Source organism: Aneurinibacillus tyrosinisolvens (assembly GCF_001015055.1).
Taxonomy (GTDB): Bacteria; Bacillota; Bacilli; order Aneurinibacillales; family Aneurinibacillaceae; genus Aneurinibacillus_A; species Aneurinibacillus_A tyrosinisolvens.
The window spans coordinates 112395-128299 of record NZ_BBWZ01000008.1 but is presented as its reverse complement, the minus strand read 5'-3'; the positions used below and the strand labels follow the sequence as shown (position 1 = coordinate 128299).

Sequence of the window (15905 nt, the reverse complement as noted above, 5' to 3'; positions counted from 1 at the left end):
CCCCTCCTGCCCGAAAGGCGGAGAGACATCGATGAAAAAGCAAATTTACTTGTTGTCTTTATTTTATAATAAGTACCGGACAATCAGCCAATTGAGACACCTTATGGCTGACACTGCCGAGCATGATCTCCTTAAAAGCACCGAGCCCGCGGCTGCCGATAACAATCAGGTCGGTCCGATTTTCCTTCGTATAATTAATAATTTCCCGTGCGGCATCCCCTTTGCGAAGGACCGTCGTGACAGCCAGCCCGTCCGCTTCCGCCTTGGCCTTGCCCTTATTCAGCAGCTCCTCCGCATCCTTGCGAATGGCTTCATTGATATCTTCGTCGTATTCTCTCGTTACATACGCCATGTCCCCCATCGCGTATGGCGGGATGACAACATCTTTCATAACGTGAAGAAGAGTAACTTGTCCCCCCTGTTCCTTAGCCATAAGAATGGCGGCCTCTGTTGCTTTCTCACTCATCTCAGAACCATCGATTGCCGCAATAATTTTCTTGAACATAAAGTTTCCCTCCTTGTCAGTAACACTTCCCTCATCTTTATTGTAAAACTGATTGGATGCGTTGCATAGGTGAGGAAACAAATTGTTTTGACAATCCTGTTACTGCCGCCCGGAAGAGAAGATAGGCTGCTCATCCCAGGAAACGAAGGGGTGCTGCGCAGCATATTCCACCGATTTAAAACGGGGCCATTTACTTTCCTTATAAAGCGAAACGGCGGCCGCTGCGGCAAGCGGGTGAAACTGGGTTCCGCTGCACCGTTCCAGTTCAGCGATTCCCTCCTCTACTGTCTTCGGCTTGTTGTACGTTCGGGACGTCGTCATCGCATCAAAGGAATCCGCGACATTTACAATCGCCGCAAGAAACGGGATTTCATCCCCCTTCAAGCCGCGAGGATAGCCGTGGCCGTCGTATTTTTCGTGGTGGTACAGGATAATATCCCGCACACCAGTGAGCTTTTTTAGGCTTCCTACAATACGTGCGCCTTCGACAGCATGCTCCTGCAGTTGATCCCACTCCTCTTTCGTCAGCCGTCCGGGTTTGTTCAGCAGACTGGATGGAATGTGGATTTTTCCGATATCATGGAGCATGGCCCCGAATTTAAGCGTAAACATATCCTCCTGATTCAGGCCTAGCTCCTCACCAAGGGCAACTGCGTAATGCTGCACCCTCGTTGAGTGGCCAAGCGTATAGGAATCCTTGCTTCCAATCGCTTTCGCCAGGCTTGCAACAAGCTCTTCGAGTACCGCCCGCTCTTCTTGCTTAATATGCCTGAAATGGGCGATTAATAAATCGGCCATGATGCCGAACAGCGGGAGCATAAAAATGTGGGAAACGACATGGTACGATGTTTTCCATTCCTCGGCCCAGAAGCGCTGATAAGATAGATCATACACGAGCAATACCGCAACAGCCAACAGGGAGTACAGCAGGCCAACCTGCTTTTCATCATATAGGCCGACAGAAGCAATGCCAAGATAAATAAGAATGAGGTAGGGGCTTTGCGCGGCCCCGCCCGTTATCCATATGTAGCCAAGGACAAAGATAAAATCAAAAACCCGCAGCACTCGCTCGTTTGAAGCAAGAAAGGCCGGAGCCTTCCTCCCTTTCCAACTATATATGACCAGGGCAATAACCCATCCTGCTATCGTTAAGCACCAGAATATAAGTGGAGCAAAGGTTGGAAGATTCTGTACAAAAAACCAGGATAGAGTGATAATCGTCAAGGAGGCAAAGCGAAGCTTGCTTTTAATGTGGTTCTGCGTTACTGTTTCACCCTTTTCTTTCATATAAAAACGACTCCCCAGTAAGCTTGTTGTGTTAGCCAGTATATTATATCATTTGTCTCGTAAACGGAATACACAAATGTGAATTCTCAATTTACGTTCATATCAGGAAAGAAAAACAGCAAATAAAAAAGCAACCATACACAGGTTGCCAGCTTGCCGTTATTTAATCTTCTTCTCTCATTAATCGCTTTTATGTATCCGGCTTTTGCTCTCCTTTGACTACAGATAAAAGCTGTGTTTCCTCCATCTTATAATCAAATTCTTTGGCCTTATCCGGTTTGGCATTATCGTAATAAATCGGAATCTCATGACGGTGGGAGCGTTCCACGCGCGTTACGAAATCCAGTCGGGAGATGCGCTCAATCGTCTGTTCCAGCGTCTCTTCAGGAACATACATTGATACATAGTTTAGACGGCGGGAAACATAATGCACGTTGCCAAACTTTCGCAGATTTCGGGCTGACTTTACGTTTTTCACGTACACAGCCAAGCCTAAACGTTTTTCTCTCATTCTCCTGCTCTCCTTCCTTCATGTATGAATACTATCACCTGTTGTTACCGTTCGCAAGGGTTTATATAATAGAGGAGATAACAAGGTTAATCAAGGTTAATAAGGAAAGGAATGAACAGACGATGGAGCAAACGTTTTCCTTATTGTGCGAGAGGCTGTCCCTTCCCTCGTTTTACGAACGGGTGCTCTTCAAAAAAATCGCAGGGGCTTATTTTCTTTACTTCCAGTTGAAGCCCGGCTCAGCCTTAAGTCCGGGTGATGTACAAGAGGAAACGGGCCGCTTGATTGTCCAAGGGCCCGTACAATAACAGAAAATGCCGCGTACCACATTGTCCCGCGCTTTGTGCGAAGCACGGAGCAGCAGCTTGTATACCGCTGCGAAATACGCTTTGACTCACCTTCGTCCGTTTGCTGCGGGCGCAACTGTGCGGACTGTGTGCTGTATAAATAAGCTTATTTCACGCTGCAGCCGCAGCCGCCGCCTGTTCCGCACCCCCCGCTGCCGCAGCCCCCGCCCATTTCATACAACGGGTTATTGCTTGGCACCTTGATGCTTTGTGAAACAGAATCCGCAATCGTACGGCTGACACGATACAGCAGCTCGTCAAGGTCGTTCTCAGCCTTCTTAAACGCCGCGATCGTTTGCACCTTATCCATGTCTCGCTTTTCCTGGCGGATTTCACGCGTGATGCTATTGTAATCGGGATGGTACTTCCCGAAACGCTGAACATCTTCATATTTCTCCTTCATCTTATTGAAGGTTTCTATTTTTTCGTTGGCCTTAGGGTCTGTTTCCATGCTCTTTCTCGACAGTAAATACCGCTTCATCTCGTCGGACTGAACAAGAAGCTCCCCGATCCTATGGGCACGTTCCAAAACCTCATGCGTATTAATAGGAGACGTTGTTGTCAAATTACTCAACATGATTTCACCTCTGAACCATTGTATCATGTTCGCTACAGGCTGCCTAGCCCATCTCTTAGAGGGGCGGCAATTCAAGTTTAATTCGGCCGATTTCCTCCAGGGAAACATGGCTCATTTTATCATTGCAGCGAATCGCGATTCGATGCTCTCCATTCGTTATTGCCATATCGGCCACGCGGATGTGCTCCCACTCTCTTCCGCCCGCCTCCATGCGTACAGGAATGGAGAGCGATTGCGCTTTAGCAAGGAGGGCGCGGAGAGTAGAGCCATGATATCTCTGCCAGTTCTTATACCAGATGGCAGGGATTTCTTTAAGCTCCGGCAGAACGTCCTCAAGAACAGGAAGAATGGATTCTACCTTATATCCCTCCTCCAGCCTATCCGCCGCTTCCTCGGCCGGCAGCGGCTCACTCACCATTCGTCCCACTGCAGGCGGGCCGCTGTTTGCCTTCTTCATTTTGATGCTCCACTTCTCCAGCGCTGCCTGCAGCTCATCCTCTTTATGCTCATCCACAATGAAATCCGTACCGTTCATCCTTTCCTGCCAGCAGCCGCGGAGTGCGGGCTCCCTCTCTACCCAATCGGCCGTCTCTTTATCGGGGCAGCGCAGAAGGGCAATGTGAAGCAGTTCAACCTGGCGTTCCTGGTGGAGCCATTGCTTGATCTGATCAGCCACGCTGCCGGCTATCTCTTCCCCCTGAATACAGGAGAGAAGAGATAGCAGCTTGCCTGTGGCATCCGCTTCCTCCGGCCTGCGGACAGATTGCTTCGTAAGTTCAAACGTCCATACTTCCTGCTGCTCCTTTAGTTCCCCGTATCGCCCGAGCTCCCAGCGGACCTGATAAGGGGCATGCGGCAGCAGGAGCACTTCAAAGGTAGGCTGGACATAACCGGCCTTCGCTGGTTTTCCTTCCTCCCCCTCCTCTTCCGCATCCGGATTTATCATCCACCCAAGCGTTATTTCTCCGGACAGTGGGTCGGTGATAGAGGAAAGAAATCCAAGCACATCCAGTATAGGAAGCATCTCTTCCCTAAACTGATCCCATGCGGTACGCCCTCGTTCTGCTTCCTGGCCGGCCACAAGTTTTTCCCATTCAAAAACGAGAGACTGAAATGTGATTCCCGGTCCTTGCCCCCGCTCGAGCCATTCCCAAATCATAGGGTATAAAGGGTGCAGGGTCCTCCAGGTTTTCTTCATATGCACATACAGCTTTTGCTGAACACTCGTCTCACTTCCACGAAACAGTTCGTGGACCGCTTCCTCCTGAATGGAATACACCTGGCCCGAATCGCTCTCCTTCTTTTCAATAACTTTCAGCGCCACCATCATGTCCAGGAAGAAATGTTCGCACGCACTGTAATCTCCGGCGGTTTCACTGTACAATGGCCGGAATAAAGCTTCGTCGTAAGGAATATGTTCCTGCCATTGGCGCCTTACTCTGGCAGTTGGAAACCCCCGTTTTGTGAGAGGAATGCCCTGGCGGCGGTGCTGCTGAAGGAGGCGGAACAGCACCACCGCTGCCCTCTGTCCGGAAAAATACGCCGGCGGGGGAGCGAATGGCGCTGTGCTCTCTTCCGGATCCGTGCCTGCTATCGTATTGCGAAGAAAAGAACGCCAGACAGCCTGCAAATCATACGGTATGCAATACGCCATTTCACCCCACAATCTGCGCAGCGTATACACGATGCCTTTTCTCCTGATGCCTGTCAGCCCCGCATATACTTCAATCGGGGAGGAGGCATAAGCAAAAGCTTCCATCTGCCGGTAGGTGACAATATCGTGCCCTACAGCAAACAAAAAATAAAGCAGCACATTTTTCTCCTGGGCGGTAAGTGATTCCCACGTTGTCCGGATGGATGGTTCGTCAAGCAGAGCGCGTGATAACATTTCTTTTGCGGCTGTTTCATCCGCTTCAGCCGGGATTTTCCATCCGTTCTCCCGGATAAGCTGCTGCACTACCCTTATATTTAACTGTTTAACCATCTCTTTTACTTTCATGTTTGTACTCCGTTTTTATAAAGTAACTTTGTTCATTTCCGTATCACTACGAAAACGTAAGCGTATGCCCGTCTGTTTCAACTGCAATGCTCCCCAACTGGTCCGTGCGAAGCAGTTTAATCCCCTGCTTTTTCACCCGCTGGACTACTTCCGCATGGGGATGGCCATAATCGTTATTTTTTCCGGCTGATACGATCGCATACTGCGGATGAACACGGGCGAGAAATGCGGACGACGTTGAAGAGCGGCTTCCGTGGTGCCCCAATTTTAGCACATCTGCCTGGACATCTTCCCCTTCTTTAAGTATGTCCGCTTCGGATTTTTTTTCCGCATCTCCCATAAAAAGAAATGTTTTTTCCTTATAGGCCAGCTTTATGACAGCCGACATATTGTTGTTATCGTCATAGGCCTTAACAGGCGCAATAAAATAAGTCTTCGTGCCACCGCCGCCCGGAATGGCCACACCGGCCTTCGCTTCCTTTATTTTCAGCCCTTCCTGTGCAACCGCGTCCAGCAAGTCCTCAAATGTTTTCGTAGTGTGGCTCTTGCGCGGCATATAGAAAGACTTTACTTCGAATGCTCGCAGCACGTCGTCTAAGCCTCCGATATGATCGGCATCCGGGTGGGTCGCAACGACAGCATCCAGCCGGGCAATGCCGAGTCTGCGTATGTCCTCTACAACCGTTGGGCCGGCCGCATTGTTCCCCCCGTCGATAAGCATTGTAAACCCGCCGGGGAAGCGAACGAGCGTACTGTCCCCCTGCCCTACATCCAGGTAATGAACCTCAAGCAGTGTGCTTCCTGAATCTGCCGGGGCTTGCTTAGAATTCGGACGTGGAGAAGAAGGAGGCTGAGCCGTACAGGCTGCCATAAAAAAAACGCACAGGAAAACAAAAAAAACCTGCCGGAGTCTATTCAAATAAGTCATTCATTCTCTTCTCCATGGTGTTTTTTCTTTTCTGTGTTTCATCTGTGTCCTTTTCAATAGTAATGCGAAGAACATCCCCTTCCCTTGCGTTCACCGGGAGCAATGCCCTGGGCAGGCGGAACGGGCCTTTCTTCGTTTCAATTACCGCCCACTCCTCCTCGAAGCTGTCAATTATGTACATGCTGCCTCCTTATCCTTTTATCTTCTTAAGAGAAACCGGCTCTTTTATAAAGGTTAGCACGCGCCCGATGAGCAGAACGATTTCGATCCGGTAATGAAGGGCGATATTTTTACCTATCGATTTACTGAAAACGACGGATGCGCTCGTCAGGCCCGCCACCAGTACGGAAACAGCACGCTCATAGGGCGATAAAGCATTGCTCATAAAAATAAGCCTGCCGACGATGAGGGCCCCCGCAAAACCGGACAAATAGCCAAGAACATCCCCAACGACATCAGCGAAGAACGTGTTGTATTTCGCCGCATTTTTCAATATCTGGATGCACTGCTTCGCACCGTACACTTTACGTGCAGCCATAGAATTGAACGGGCTCATTTCGGATGAGGCCGCCGTAATTGCAACCGCAACAATATCTGCCGTCGCACCGACCACAATAATCGAGAACAGCGTTAAAAGTGAAATGAGAAGAGTGGAATCCCTAAGCAAAATATCGCTGATTAAACTAATGGAAGTGGCTGTGCAAAACGTCCACAACGCAATAATGAAGTTCCAGCGCGAAACAAACCGGTTTTTCTCCTTTTCCCTGCGGTGCCTCTTCCCTTTCCTACTCTGCTTATCTTCCATCCCCAAGTTTTCGTGTCTCCTTTTTCATTCCTTTTATTTAGTATAATAGAGAGACGTGAATACTACAAAGAAAAAGGAGTGTCTGAATATGCGAAAAGATCAGGAGGCTTTGCTCGGCTTTTTCAATGAGATCATAAACGGAGAAAACGAGGAAGAGCAGCAAATGCTCTACTTAACAAGGCAGGCAATCGAGCACATGAGGGATAGAAAAAGCTCCTATCTATCCGGATTTATGGGTCTGCGGGGAGAATATCTCGAAGACGGCACGTACCGCTTCGAAGTTCCAATCACGCCTTTTATGTTAAACAGGCACCGCACCGTTCACGGGGGGATTACAGCTTCTCTCGCCGATTCTGTCATGGGTTCGCTTGCCAGCCGTGTTTCCGGGCATAAAGTAGTGACAACGGAAATGAATGTGCACTACCTGTCTCCCGGTACCGGCGATCGGCTCATCGCAACGGCCGAGCTCCTGCGTAAAGGAAGCCACCTGTGCGTGTGCCAATGCAAAATACATAACGAAGAAGGTCGGCTGGTGCTCGCCGGAAGCGGAAATTTCTTTCTTCTGGAGCCGAAATAACCGCATTTTCCATTTCCATCCGTATGAAAAAAAAGGGATATGCAGCTGCACTGCATTCCCCTTCTTTGCTTTATACTACCAATCGAATCCTGAAAACACAAACACAAGCAACAGGATGATGAGAATAATCGCGAAGATCTGTCCGGTATCACTATCGAAGAAACCGTCAAAAGCTCCCACGCGTCTCTCCCCCTTTCCATTCACTCTTGTATCATCCTATGTAAGAGAAGGAGCGGAGGAAATGGGACAAACGCCTATTTATTGCATATATCCCTGGCTGTGAATCGTTGTCGGTTCCGACACTTCTTCAATAGCAAAGGCGGCTTCATCCTGCGTTTCTTTGTTCCGGGTAAGGTCTGCCATCGCGACCATGCCGACGAGCGTGCCGTTTTCAAGAACGGGCAGGCGGCGGACTTTTTCCTTCGCCATGATTTCAGCCGCACGGGAAACGGACATGTCCGGCTCTCCGCTGATAAGCCTCTCGCTCATAATGTCAACTACGGAGGTGGACGGAGGGTTTTTGTCCGCTATTGCCCGGATAACGATATCCCGATCGGTAATCAGGCCTATACACTTGTTCTGCTCGTCAACGACAGGAATAATGCCTACGTTGTGTTCTTTCATTTTCACTGCGGCTTCATACAGGTTATCTTTCTGCGTAACCGTTGCAATGTTAGACGTCATAATATCACGAAGCTTTTTCGCCATTATCTGTGCCTCCTTGTTGGAATACGATATTAGTTTTTCCTTCCAGGGAGGAGATAATGCACGCTTCCATTCAAAAAAGACTGCCGACATCTCTTGTCAACAGCCTTTCTCTGCCACATTTTATTTTACGCGCTGAACCTCAGGAAGGAGTTCTTTCTCTTCCTTCGGAAACTCCACGCCTTCTACCTTTACGTTAACTTCCACGACACGAAGCCCTGTCATGGACTCTACTGCATCTTTCACAGTTTGCTGGAGCCTGCGGCACGCTTCATCAATTTTGGAACCGTACGCCACAATGATCCTTAAATCGATGGCTGCTTCGAATTCTCCTACTTCAACTGAAACGCCTTTCTGGACGTTCTTACCGCTCACCCTGCGGGCTAACCCCTCGGTAATTCCTCCTGACATCCCCGCAATCCCTTCTGTTTCACTTGCTGCAATACCCGCAATAACAGCAACAACATCATCGGCAATGCGTACAACTCCGTTTTCTTTTACATCAGCCATCGGAATTCCTCCTTATATATCTGTTTAGTTTTCATTTTATTCTTTCATCTGGCTCTGGCAACTTGTTTCCTGCAAACTCGGAATTTTTTCTAGAAGGAAAGGAGCATGTCCGCTGCTTCCTTCAATTTTTCCCGTTGAACACGGTAACAAACGAACGTCCCTCTTTCTTCCGTTACGACTAGCTGTGCATCCTTCAATATTTTTAAATGGTGGGAAACAGTGGATTGGGCCAGGCCGACAAGGCCGACAAGGTCTCCGCAATAATATTCTTCCTGCCGCGCCAGCAATGAGAGAATCTGCAAACGAACCGGATGCCCGAGCGCTTTATGGACAGCTGCCATTTGTTCAATGTGTTTTTCCATACAAATCGTTCTCCAATCATTTCCTTCTTTATCATTTTTAATTATACACATGATTTTATGCGTTCTCGTTCAAAATATGGATAACCACCCTGAAATTTTAAATGGAGGTCACCATGAACAGGAAAAAAAGAAACAGAAAAAGAAGAATTCTTATGGCTCTGTTGTTCGGCACTCTCACTGCGGGCAGTTTTTTCATCCCGTGGGTCCCTGCTCAAATCAGTCATGCTTTCAGCGATTGGGTTGTGACAAAGGGCGCCATCGGGGATGATGTCATTGAAGCGCAGGGACGCCTAAAGCTGCTCGGATTTTACAATGGAGACATCGATGGAGTCTTTGGCGAGAGTACATATAGGGCCCTGCGGCTTTTCCAGTATGAGTTTGGCATGGACATAGACGGGGTACTGGGACCAGAGACAAAACTTAAATTATGGGAAGCGACTAAGAATTACCGGCCAGGTCCGGAAGAAGCCGCTGCCCGGGGTACAGGAACTACTAACGAAGGAGCGGCTGCCGGAGGTACAACCGGGGAAGAAGCGGCTGGTGGGGGAACGGCCGGCGAAGAAACAGCCCCGGCCGCACCAACCACAAGGGCGATCCCAAGAACGAACTCTTCTTTGAGCGACAATGAACTGCGGATGATGGCCAATGCCGTGTACGGTGAATCACGCGGAGAGCCGTATATTGGACAGGTAGCCGTAGCCGCGGTCATTCTAAATCGCACAAGAAGCGGTTCCTTCCCCAGTTCTCCAACGGGGGTTATTTTTGAGCCTGGTGCTTTTACCGCGGTAGCCGACGGGCAAATCTGGCTCGAGCCAGATCCATCGGCAAGAAAAGCGGTGCAGGATGCCCTGAACGGCTGGGATCCGACCAACGGCGCGCTTTATTACTTTAACCCCGAAACCGCAACGTCCCCCTGGATATGGACACGCCCGCAAATTAAACAAATTGGCAGGCATATTTTCTGCAGATAGAACGAAAGCATGATACGGTAAGGAAGGAAAAAAGCGCGCTCTTCACGTTGGAGCAGCGCTTTTTTTGGTAGATAAGGCGAGCCCCAGCGCCTCCGCTCTGCTCCCAGCCGGGTTTTCTTTAGCAAAATGGGTATAGAATAATAGAGAACGAACCCTTATCTTAGGAATTTTTTGCTTTTTTCTTTGCCAATGCTTTACACTATTTGAGGACAGTATAAATTATCCAGACAGAGGTGGAAATGTTGAACCAAAAATTCTTTTTTACAATCATCATTGTACTGACAGCGCTTAGTGCATGGGCCCACTATTTCACCCATTCTGCCGGTCTGCAGTTCGTAACGGCGGCGGCGGCCATCGTTATGCTCGCCGCATTGCTTGGCAGAGCCACCGAAAGCGTGGCGCATTATGCGGGTGAGAGAATCGGCGGCTTCTTAAACGCCACTTTCGGAAATGCAGCGGAACTTATTATCGCCATCTTTCTAATTAAAGAAGGATTATTTGATATGGTAAAAGCGAGTATAACCGGCTCTATCATCGGCAATCTTCTCCTTGTCCTCGGCCTTAGTGTCATTGCGGGAGGGCTGAAGTTTAAACAACAGAGGTTTAATCCGCTGCTTGCCGGCCATAACTCGTCCCTTATGCTGCTTGCCGTCATTTCCCTGTTCGTTCCGGCGGTTTTTCTAAAAAACCTGGAGCCGGCACAAAATAACGAATTGAGCCTGATTATTTCCGGCCTTCTTATTATCGCCTACATTCTATGGCTCGTCTTCTCTATGATTACCCATAAAACAGAACTTGCAGACCAGGCGGCTGTAGAAGACGAAGAGGCCGGGCACCAGTGGAGCAAAGGCTTATCTGTTCTCATTCTCGTTGTGGCAACGGGATTCGTGGCTATTACGAGTGAATGGCTTGTACATAGCATCGAGGCAGTCGCACACAGCCTCGGCTGGTCGGAGATTTTTGTCGGGGCTTTCGTCATCGCGATCGTCGGTAATGCCGCCGAACACAGTGCCGCTATCCTTATGGCTCTAAAAAACAAAATCGGGACCTCGGTCGAAATCGCGGTCGGAAGCAGCCTGCAAATCGCACTGTTTGTGGCTCCTACCCTCGTATTTATCAGCTTGCTTTTCGGCAAGCAGATGAACCTCGTATTTTCGACAGTCGAGCTTGCCGCCATCGCAGTCGGCGCCTTTATTGCCTCCTCCATTTCAAGGGATGGAAGCACAAACTGGTATGAAGGAGTTCTTCTTCTTGTCGTTTATATTATACTTGGATCAGCGTTTTATTTTATTTAGCCTAAAGGGGAGAAAAACATGGCAGATGTCATCACAATCAACGGGAAGGTAAAATATGGAATCACCCTCGATCCGGGTGTCTGGATTTTTGATGACCGGAAATTCAAGATGGAGGACTTCGTTGCGAACATCGGGAAAGAAGCCGAGGAGGCGGAAGATACATCGATTAAGTCGATTAGCGAGCAGTGGGACAAGGAGCTAAAGCACGGGGTTACGCCAACAGCGAAGAGTGAAATGCTGTTCGTGGAAAAGAAGAAAATTGCCGGAGATTACGGCATTGCCCTCTGGCCTTTCATCACAAACGCGGAACCTGAAAGCGAAGCAACAACACTTGTTTGCCGGACCGGGGACGGGGAAGAAGAAATTGCGCTGGAAGATGCAAAAGATGCCGTTCTTTGTTTCGCCATTGATGGAAAGCCGATTCGTGAGAATGGACCTGTGTTTCTCTACTATGGTGACGGCAGAAACCTGGATCACCCGATTCGCGGAATCCAGTCCTTTTTTGTCCGTTAGAGCTGCATTTTACTACAAACAGGTGATTGTAAAAAGGAAGGGCAGTCCACGCTGACCGGCCTTCCTGACCCAGCGGAACCTGCCGGAGAGCAGAAGAAGCCCACCATTGTCTCCATCACTGAGTTACCCAGATGTTTGGTGGGCGCTGCTCGCAGGGAGGTGGAGCGGACAGTACCCTCTCCCTCGCGGAAGGGAAAGGCAAGTGGAATGAACTTTCTTTTTTCTCATCTCGAATTCTTCCGACAATTTTGTCAAAATAACCACAAACCTTTCCCTTTGTGGTATTTTAGTTTTGTACAGACAAAAAAAGGAGTGGAATGGGATGCACGTACCTTTGTTATTGCATGATTTTCTAAAGAGAGCTGTTTATCATTATCCGGAGAAAACAGCTATAGTGGATGGGGACCGACGCTTTACCTATGCGGAAATCGGCAGGCGTGTAAATCGCCTTGCAAACGCTTTCCGTAACAAAGGGATCGAAAAAGGAGATCGAATTGCGATCCTGTCTCCTAACCGCCTTGAGATGTATGAGGCGTTCTATGCCGCTTTTACGCTGGGAGCCGTACTTGTTCCTCTGAATACGCGCCTCGTGCCTTCCGATTACGATTATATTGTGAACCACTCCGGCGCCAAGCTCTTCCTCGTTGACGCGGAGCTTGCGCCGCTGATTATGCCGGTGCTTCATCAGTTAGAAACCGTTGAGTCCTATGTTTCATTACCTGTACCCGGACATGATGTACAGGAAGGGTGGCTCGCGTACGATGAGTGGACAAGCTCTGCTTCTGATCAGCCTGTTTCGGTACATATGGAAGAGACAGATATGGCCACCATTCTTTACACGAGCGGCACAACCGGCCGCCCGAAAGGTGTAATCCAGACTCACCGCAGCCTATATATGAATGCGCTGAACACAATTATTCACTTGCGTGCGGACGATACGGACGTATTGCTGCACACCCTTCCGATGTTTCATGTTAACGGCTGGGGTACGCCGTTTTCTTTTACAGGCATGGGAGCTACCCACGTTATGCTGCGGAAAATCGATGCCGCCCACATTGTACACCTCGTCCAGGCTGAAGGGGTAACCGTTGCCTGCATGGCGCCCACCGTGCTGAATATGATTTTGAACGAGCCGGCTGCAAAGGATATGCAGATAGCACAGCCCGTCCGTGTGGTTATCGCCGGATCCGCACCGCCGCCATCCTTTGTCAAAGCAGTGGAAAAAGAGCTTGGCTGGACATTTACACAAGTATACGGCATGACCGAGGTTTCCCCATTCCTGACGGTTTCCCATATTAAAAAAGAAATCCAGGAGGAAGGGAACGCGGACCGCATCCACCGCCTCAAAGCGAAAGCAGGCATTAGCATGCTTAACATGGAAGTGCGGGTTGTCAATGAAGATGGTGAAGATGTCGAGCCAAACGGCGTGGAATCAGGGGAGATCATTTGCCGCTCTAACTCCGTAATGGATGGATACTGGCAGCAGCCGGAAGAAACGGCCCGTTCCATTGTAAACGGCTGGTACCACACCGGAGACATGGGAACGATTGACCAGGATGGCTACGTTGATATCGTGGACCGGAAGAAGGACATTATTATTAGCGGCGGAGAGAATATCTCTTCCATTGAGATCGAAGGGGCGCTATATGAGCATCCGTCCATTCTTGAAGCTGCCATTATCGCAATTCCCCATGAGAAATGGGGCGAGGTCCCCCACGCCGTCTGCGTTTTGCGTGAAGGCCATACAGCAACAGAGGCAGATATCACCGCCTTCTGCCGCGAGAAAATCGCCCATTTCAAATGCCCGAAATCCGTACAGTTTGTCCGGGAGCTTCCAAAGACCGCTTCCGGTAAAATACAAAAGGTTGTCCTGCGGGAACCGTTCTGGAAGCAGGCCGGCCGCCGGGTGAACTAAGACCCCACTAAAATACCCCTGCGCCAAATCCGCGCAGGGGTATATGTATTTGTACCGGTCTCTTTTATAATGACACTTTAATAATTCCTGTAATCACTACGAGCGTAGCTACTACAAAGCCTGCAGATAAAAACAGGCCAAGGGCGCGCCGTGCCTGCTGCTCCATTTTCCAATTCCTCCCTTAACAGATATGATCATTCGGATAGTTTATCAGCCTATTTATATATCTATACGTAAAAGCAAAACAAAAAGTTTCCCCTTATCTTTCACGAATCTACCCACGTTTGCTCTTTTTTAAACATCGCTTTACCGGCAAATAAAAAAAGACCCCGAGATAATCGGGGCCAATGAAAACAACAACTCTCAACCTATTGAATAAGTTGTCATAAAAAGAATAATATAAAACCTGACAATAGACAATAGAAATTTTTAGGAAAATGGTCGTTTTTCAAACAAATGTCGACAAAATCACCCGTTTTGTTGCAAAATTTTGTGTGGCACATGGTTTTCAAGTAATTTTTGGAGAAAAACCTCTTCCTCATCCGGTTGAACCTGGGCAGAAAGCGTCTCCGCAAAATAGAGGTGGACCTTCTCCTCCCCTTGTGCAAGAAAGCGAAGGCGGTATACGTCATCCAATTCCCTCATGCCAAAAAAGTAGTCCAGACGTTCAGGAGTAAGCGGAGCCGTAAAAACCCGGCTCAATAAAACTCCGTCTTTCCTGCGCTCCTCCTGTTTGACCTGATCGGCTCCCATTTTTTTCAGAAAAGAAACGGCCGGCTCCATCCCCATCCGCTTTACCATCTCGATGTCACTATATTCGATCTCAACGCGATCCAGTCTTGCCTTTACCGCTTCCAGCATCGCGTAAAAAAGATTTCTAATGACCAGGTTGCCCGGGGAGAGGGCGTGATCATCAAACCGGTACACATATCGAATCGCCTGAAGAGAAGAATCATTTATGCGGTGCAGATATAAATATTGCATGATACTACCCTCCTTGTATCAGGTGTTCCCACTTATCTGGCCATAATTTGCGCCAGCGTCTTCCTGTCTATTTTCTTTAACAATGCGAGTAACAGACGTTTGGCCGCTTCATAGTCATCTTTATGGATAATGGCCGCATGACTGTGGATGTACCGCGCCGGAAGGCCAATAACCGCGGACGGCACCCCTTTGCCTGTCAGGTGTACTTTTCCGGCGTCCGTACCGCCCGGTGAAACATAGAATTGATAAGGAATCCCAAGTTCTTCCGCCGTATCAATTATGAAATCACGCAGGCCGGGCAGCGTGACCATCGTGCGGTCCATAATGCGCATAAGCAAACCGCCGCCCAGTTTGCCCATGCCGTCCTTTAACCCGGGAATATCCCCGGCAGGGCTTGCATCGAGCGCAAAAAACAGGTCAGGCTGAATCATCTCCGCTGCTGTGCCCGCCCCTCGCAGACCGACTTCCTCCTGGACGGTAGCTCCCCCGTAAATAACGTTAGGGTGTTTTTGACCCTTCATCTCCTGCATCATTTCGATGGCAAGCGCACATCCATAGCGATTATCCCATGCCTTACCCATTAGTTTTTTCGGATTTCCCATTACCGTTAAAGGACATACCGGAAGAATCGGCTGCCCGGGCCGAAGCCCCATCTTTTCCGCATCTTCCTTATCATCCGCCCCAACATCAATGAACATGTTTTTCATATCCATCGGCTTGTTTCTCATCGATTCGGGCAGTACATGGGGCGGAATGGAGCTGACTACACCCATTACCGTTCCGTTTTCCGTTTGAATTTGCACACGCTGGGCCAGAAGCACCTGGCTCCACCAGCCGCCGAGAGGCTGGAATTGAAGAAATCCCTCATCCGTAATCCGTGTAAGCAGAAAGGCAACCTCATCCATATGCCCGGCTACCATGATGGTTGGGCCCTGCTCATCCCCGCGTAAAACACCGAATATGCTGCCTAAATTATCGTAAACAACTTCGTCTGTCGTTTCACTCAGATATTCCTTCATAATCGAACGTATTTCATATTCAAAGCCCGGCGCCCCCCGCCCCTCGGTCAATCGTGTAAACAAGCGCATTTGTTCATCCATTGTATTGTTCTCCT

Annotated in this window: 19 protein-coding genes; 6 read left to right on the top strand and 13 right to left on the bottom strand. The window is 49.1% G+C overall.

Translation table 11 applies throughout. From position 1 onward, the window contains the following. Positions 1 to 58 precede the first annotated feature (58 nt). The 3 genes from MBEAL2_RS10080 to MBEAL2_RS10070 form a co-directional block, all read right to left on the bottom strand. Positions 59 to 505, bottom strand: a complete 447-nt coding sequence (locus MBEAL2_RS10080; RefSeq protein ID WP_047152155.1) for a universal stress protein — start codon at positions 503 to 505, stop codon at positions 59 to 61. 99 nt (positions 506 to 604) lie between these two features. Further along, entirely contained in the window at positions 605 to 1792 is a 1188-nt protein-coding gene (locus MBEAL2_RS29180) for an HD-GYP domain-containing protein (RefSeq protein WP_052947642.1), read from the bottom strand. A 190-nt stretch (positions 1793 to 1982) separates the two neighbouring features. After that, positions 1983 to 2303 carry a YlbG family protein gene (locus tag MBEAL2_RS10070; protein WP_047152154.1) on the bottom strand — a complete coding sequence of 107 codons (321 nt, stop codon included), beginning with the start codon at positions 2301 to 2303 and terminating at the stop codon, positions 1983 to 1985. Between the two features lie 122 nt (positions 2304 to 2425). Between MBEAL2_RS10070 and MBEAL2_RS10065 the strand changes: the two genes are divergently transcribed. Further along, a complete protein-coding gene (locus MBEAL2_RS10065) occupies positions 2426 to 2611 on the top strand; it encodes a hypothetical protein (protein WP_047152153.1) in 186 nt (61 codons plus the stop codon). Between the two features lie 145 nt (positions 2612 to 2756). Here the strand turns inward: MBEAL2_RS10065 and MBEAL2_RS10060 are convergent, their stop codons facing one another. The 5 genes from MBEAL2_RS10060 to MBEAL2_RS10040 are packed head-to-tail and all read right to left on the bottom strand — an operon-like array spanning position 2757 to position 6965. Then, positions 2757 to 3227, bottom strand: coding sequence for a YlbF/YmcA family competence regulator (locus tag MBEAL2_RS10060; RefSeq protein WP_047152152.1), 471 nt, complete (start codon positions 3225 to 3227; stop codon positions 2757 to 2759). Between the two features lie 55 nt (positions 3228 to 3282). Further along, a complete protein-coding gene (locus MBEAL2_RS10055; protein WP_047152151.1) occupies positions 3283 to 5226 on the bottom strand; it encodes a hypothetical protein in 1944 nt (647 codons plus the stop codon). Positions 5227 to 5272: 46 nt separating this feature from the next. Continuing rightward, complete coding sequence (locus MBEAL2_RS10050; protein WP_047152150.1) at positions 5273 to 6154, bottom strand: ComEC/Rec2 family competence protein; 882 nt, start codon at positions 6152 to 6154, stop codon at positions 5273 to 5275. Next, positions 6138 to 6335, bottom strand: coding sequence for a DUF3006 domain-containing protein (locus MBEAL2_RS10045; protein WP_047152149.1), 198 nt, complete (start codon positions 6333 to 6335; stop codon positions 6138 to 6140). Before MBEAL2_RS10045 ends, MBEAL2_RS10050 begins: the two co-directional genes overlap by 17 nt. A 9-nt stretch (positions 6336 to 6344) precedes the next feature. After that, positions 6345 to 6965: a hypothetical protein gene (locus MBEAL2_RS10040; protein WP_052947641.1), complete on the bottom strand. Its 621-nt coding sequence runs from the start codon at positions 6963 to 6965 to the stop codon at positions 6345 to 6347. A gap of 82 nt (positions 6966 to 7047) precedes the next feature. On the opposite strand from MBEAL2_RS10040, the gene MBEAL2_RS10035 reads away from it, so the two are divergent. Then, positions 7048 to 7536: a PaaI family thioesterase gene (locus tag MBEAL2_RS10035; protein WP_047152148.1), complete on the top strand. Its 489-nt coding sequence runs from the start codon at positions 7048 to 7050 to the stop codon at positions 7534 to 7536. A gap of 258 nt (positions 7537 to 7794) precedes the next feature. On the opposite strand, the gene MBEAL2_RS10030 is transcribed toward MBEAL2_RS10035, so the two are convergent. From MBEAL2_RS10030 to MBEAL2_RS10020, 3 genes are all read right to left on the bottom strand, one after another. Continuing rightward, on the bottom strand, positions 7795 to 8244 hold the full coding sequence (locus tag MBEAL2_RS10030) for a CBS domain-containing protein (RefSeq protein ID WP_047152147.1): 450 nt from the start codon (positions 8242 to 8244) through the stop codon (positions 7795 to 7797). Between the two features lie 120 nt (positions 8245 to 8364). After that, the gene (locus tag MBEAL2_RS10025; protein WP_047152146.1) at positions 8365 to 8751 is read right to left on the bottom strand and encodes an Asp23/Gls24 family envelope stress response protein; all 387 of its coding nucleotides are present in this window, start codon (positions 8749 to 8751) and stop codon (positions 8365 to 8367) included. An 89-nt stretch (positions 8752 to 8840) separates the two neighbouring features. Beyond that, a complete protein-coding gene (locus MBEAL2_RS10020) occupies positions 8841 to 9113 on the bottom strand; it encodes an ArsR/SmtB family transcription factor (RefSeq protein WP_052947640.1) in 273 nt (90 codons plus the stop codon). 113 nt (positions 9114 to 9226) lie between these two features. Between MBEAL2_RS10020 and sleB the strand changes: the two genes are divergently transcribed. The 4 genes from sleB to MBEAL2_RS10000 all read left to right on the top strand — a co-directional run bounded on the left by sleB (position 9227) and on the right by MBEAL2_RS10000 (position 13807). Beyond that, complete coding sequence (gene sleB / locus MBEAL2_RS10015) at positions 9227 to 10084, top strand: spore cortex-lytic enzyme (RefSeq protein WP_047152145.1); 858 nt, start codon at positions 9227 to 9229, stop codon at positions 10082 to 10084. Positions 10085 to 10323: 239 nt separating this feature from the next. Further along, positions 10324 to 11379 carry a calcium/proton exchanger gene (gene cax, locus MBEAL2_RS10010; RefSeq protein WP_173427703.1) on the top strand — a complete coding sequence of 352 codons (1056 nt, stop codon included), beginning with the start codon at positions 10324 to 10326 and terminating at the stop codon, positions 11377 to 11379. 18 nt (positions 11380 to 11397) lie between these two features. Next, positions 11398 to 11892 (top strand): hypothetical protein, encoded by a 495-nt coding sequence (locus MBEAL2_RS10005; protein ID WP_047152143.1) that lies wholly within the window; start codon positions 11398 to 11400, stop codon positions 11890 to 11892. Positions 11893 to 12214: 322 nt separating this feature from the next. Further along, positions 12215 to 13807 (top strand): long-chain-fatty-acid--CoA ligase, encoded by a 1593-nt coding sequence (locus MBEAL2_RS10000; RefSeq protein ID WP_047152142.1) that lies wholly within the window; start codon positions 12215 to 12217, stop codon positions 13805 to 13807. Positions 13808 to 14275: 468 nt separating this feature from the next. Here MBEAL2_RS10000 and MBEAL2_RS09995 read toward each other — a convergent pair whose 3' ends face one another. Further along, positions 14276 to 14791: a hypothetical protein gene (locus tag MBEAL2_RS09995; protein ID WP_047152141.1), complete on the bottom strand. Its 516-nt coding sequence runs from the start codon at positions 14789 to 14791 to the stop codon at positions 14276 to 14278. A gap of 32 nt (positions 14792 to 14823) precedes the next feature. After that, positions 14824 to 15891 (bottom strand): M42 family metallopeptidase, encoded by a 1068-nt coding sequence (locus tag MBEAL2_RS09990; RefSeq protein WP_047152140.1) that lies wholly within the window; start codon positions 15889 to 15891, stop codon positions 14824 to 14826. Positions 15892 to 15905: the final 14 nt, after the last annotated feature.

Bases quoted from the DNA above. Each gene is read 5' to 3' on its own strand.
- MBEAL2_RS10080 (WP_047152155.1), bottom strand. From the start codon at position 505: ATGTTCAAGAAAATTATTGCGGCAATCGATGGTTCTGAGATGAGTGAG.
- MBEAL2_RS29180 (WP_052947642.1), bottom strand. From the start codon at position 1,792: ATGAAAGAAAAGGGTGAAACAGTAACGCAGAACCACATTAAAAGCAAG.
- MBEAL2_RS10070 (WP_047152154.1), bottom strand. From the start codon at position 2,303: ATGAGAGAAAAACGTTTAGGCTTGGCTGTGTACGTGAAAAACGTAAAG.
- MBEAL2_RS10065 (WP_047152153.1), top strand. From the start codon at position 2,426: ATGGAGCAAACGTTTTCCTTATTGTGCGAGAGGCTGTCCCTTCCCTCG.
- MBEAL2_RS10060 (WP_047152152.1), bottom strand. From the start codon at position 3,227: ATGTTGAGTAATTTGACAACAACGTCTCCTATTAATACGCATGAGGTT.
- MBEAL2_RS10055 (WP_047152151.1), bottom strand. From the start codon at position 5,226: ATGAAAGTAAAAGAGATGGTTAAACAGTTAAATATAAGGGTAGTGCAG.
- MBEAL2_RS10050 (WP_047152150.1), bottom strand. From the start codon at position 6,154: ATGACTTATTTGAATAGACTCCGGCAGGTTTTTTTTGTTTTCCTGTGC.
- MBEAL2_RS10045 (WP_047152149.1), bottom strand. From the start codon at position 6,335: ATGTACATAATTGACAGCTTCGAGGAGGAGTGGGCGGTAATTGAAACG.
- MBEAL2_RS10035 (WP_047152148.1), top strand. From the start codon at position 7,048: ATGCGAAAAGATCAGGAGGCTTTGCTCGGCTTTTTCAATGAGATCATA.
- MBEAL2_RS10030 (WP_047152147.1), bottom strand. From the start codon at position 8,244: ATGGCGAAAAAGCTTCGTGATATTATGACGTCTAACATTGCAACGGTT.
- MBEAL2_RS10025 (WP_047152146.1), bottom strand. From the start codon at position 8,751: ATGGCTGATGTAAAAGAAAACGGAGTTGTACGCATTGCCGATGATGTT.
- MBEAL2_RS10020 (WP_052947640.1), bottom strand. From the start codon at position 9,113: ATGGAAAAACACATTGAACAAATGGCAGCTGTCCATAAAGCGCTCGGG.
- sleB (WP_047152145.1), top strand. From the start codon at position 9,227: ATGAACAGGAAAAAAAGAAACAGAAAAAGAAGAATTCTTATGGCTCTG.
- cax (WP_173427703.1), top strand. From the start codon at position 10,324: ATGTTGAACCAAAAATTCTTTTTTACAATCATCATTGTACTGACAGCG.
- MBEAL2_RS10005 (WP_047152143.1), top strand. From the start codon at position 11,398: ATGGCAGATGTCATCACAATCAACGGGAAGGTAAAATATGGAATCACC.
- MBEAL2_RS10000 (WP_047152142.1), top strand. From the start codon at position 12,215: ATGCACGTACCTTTGTTATTGCATGATTTTCTAAAGAGAGCTGTTTAT.
- MBEAL2_RS09995 (WP_047152141.1), bottom strand. From the start codon at position 14,791: ATGCAATATTTATATCTGCACCGCATAAATGATTCTTCTCTTCAGGCG.
- MBEAL2_RS09990 (WP_047152140.1), bottom strand. From the start codon at position 15,891: ATGGATGAACAAATGCGCTTGTTTACACGATTGACCGAGGGGCGGGGG.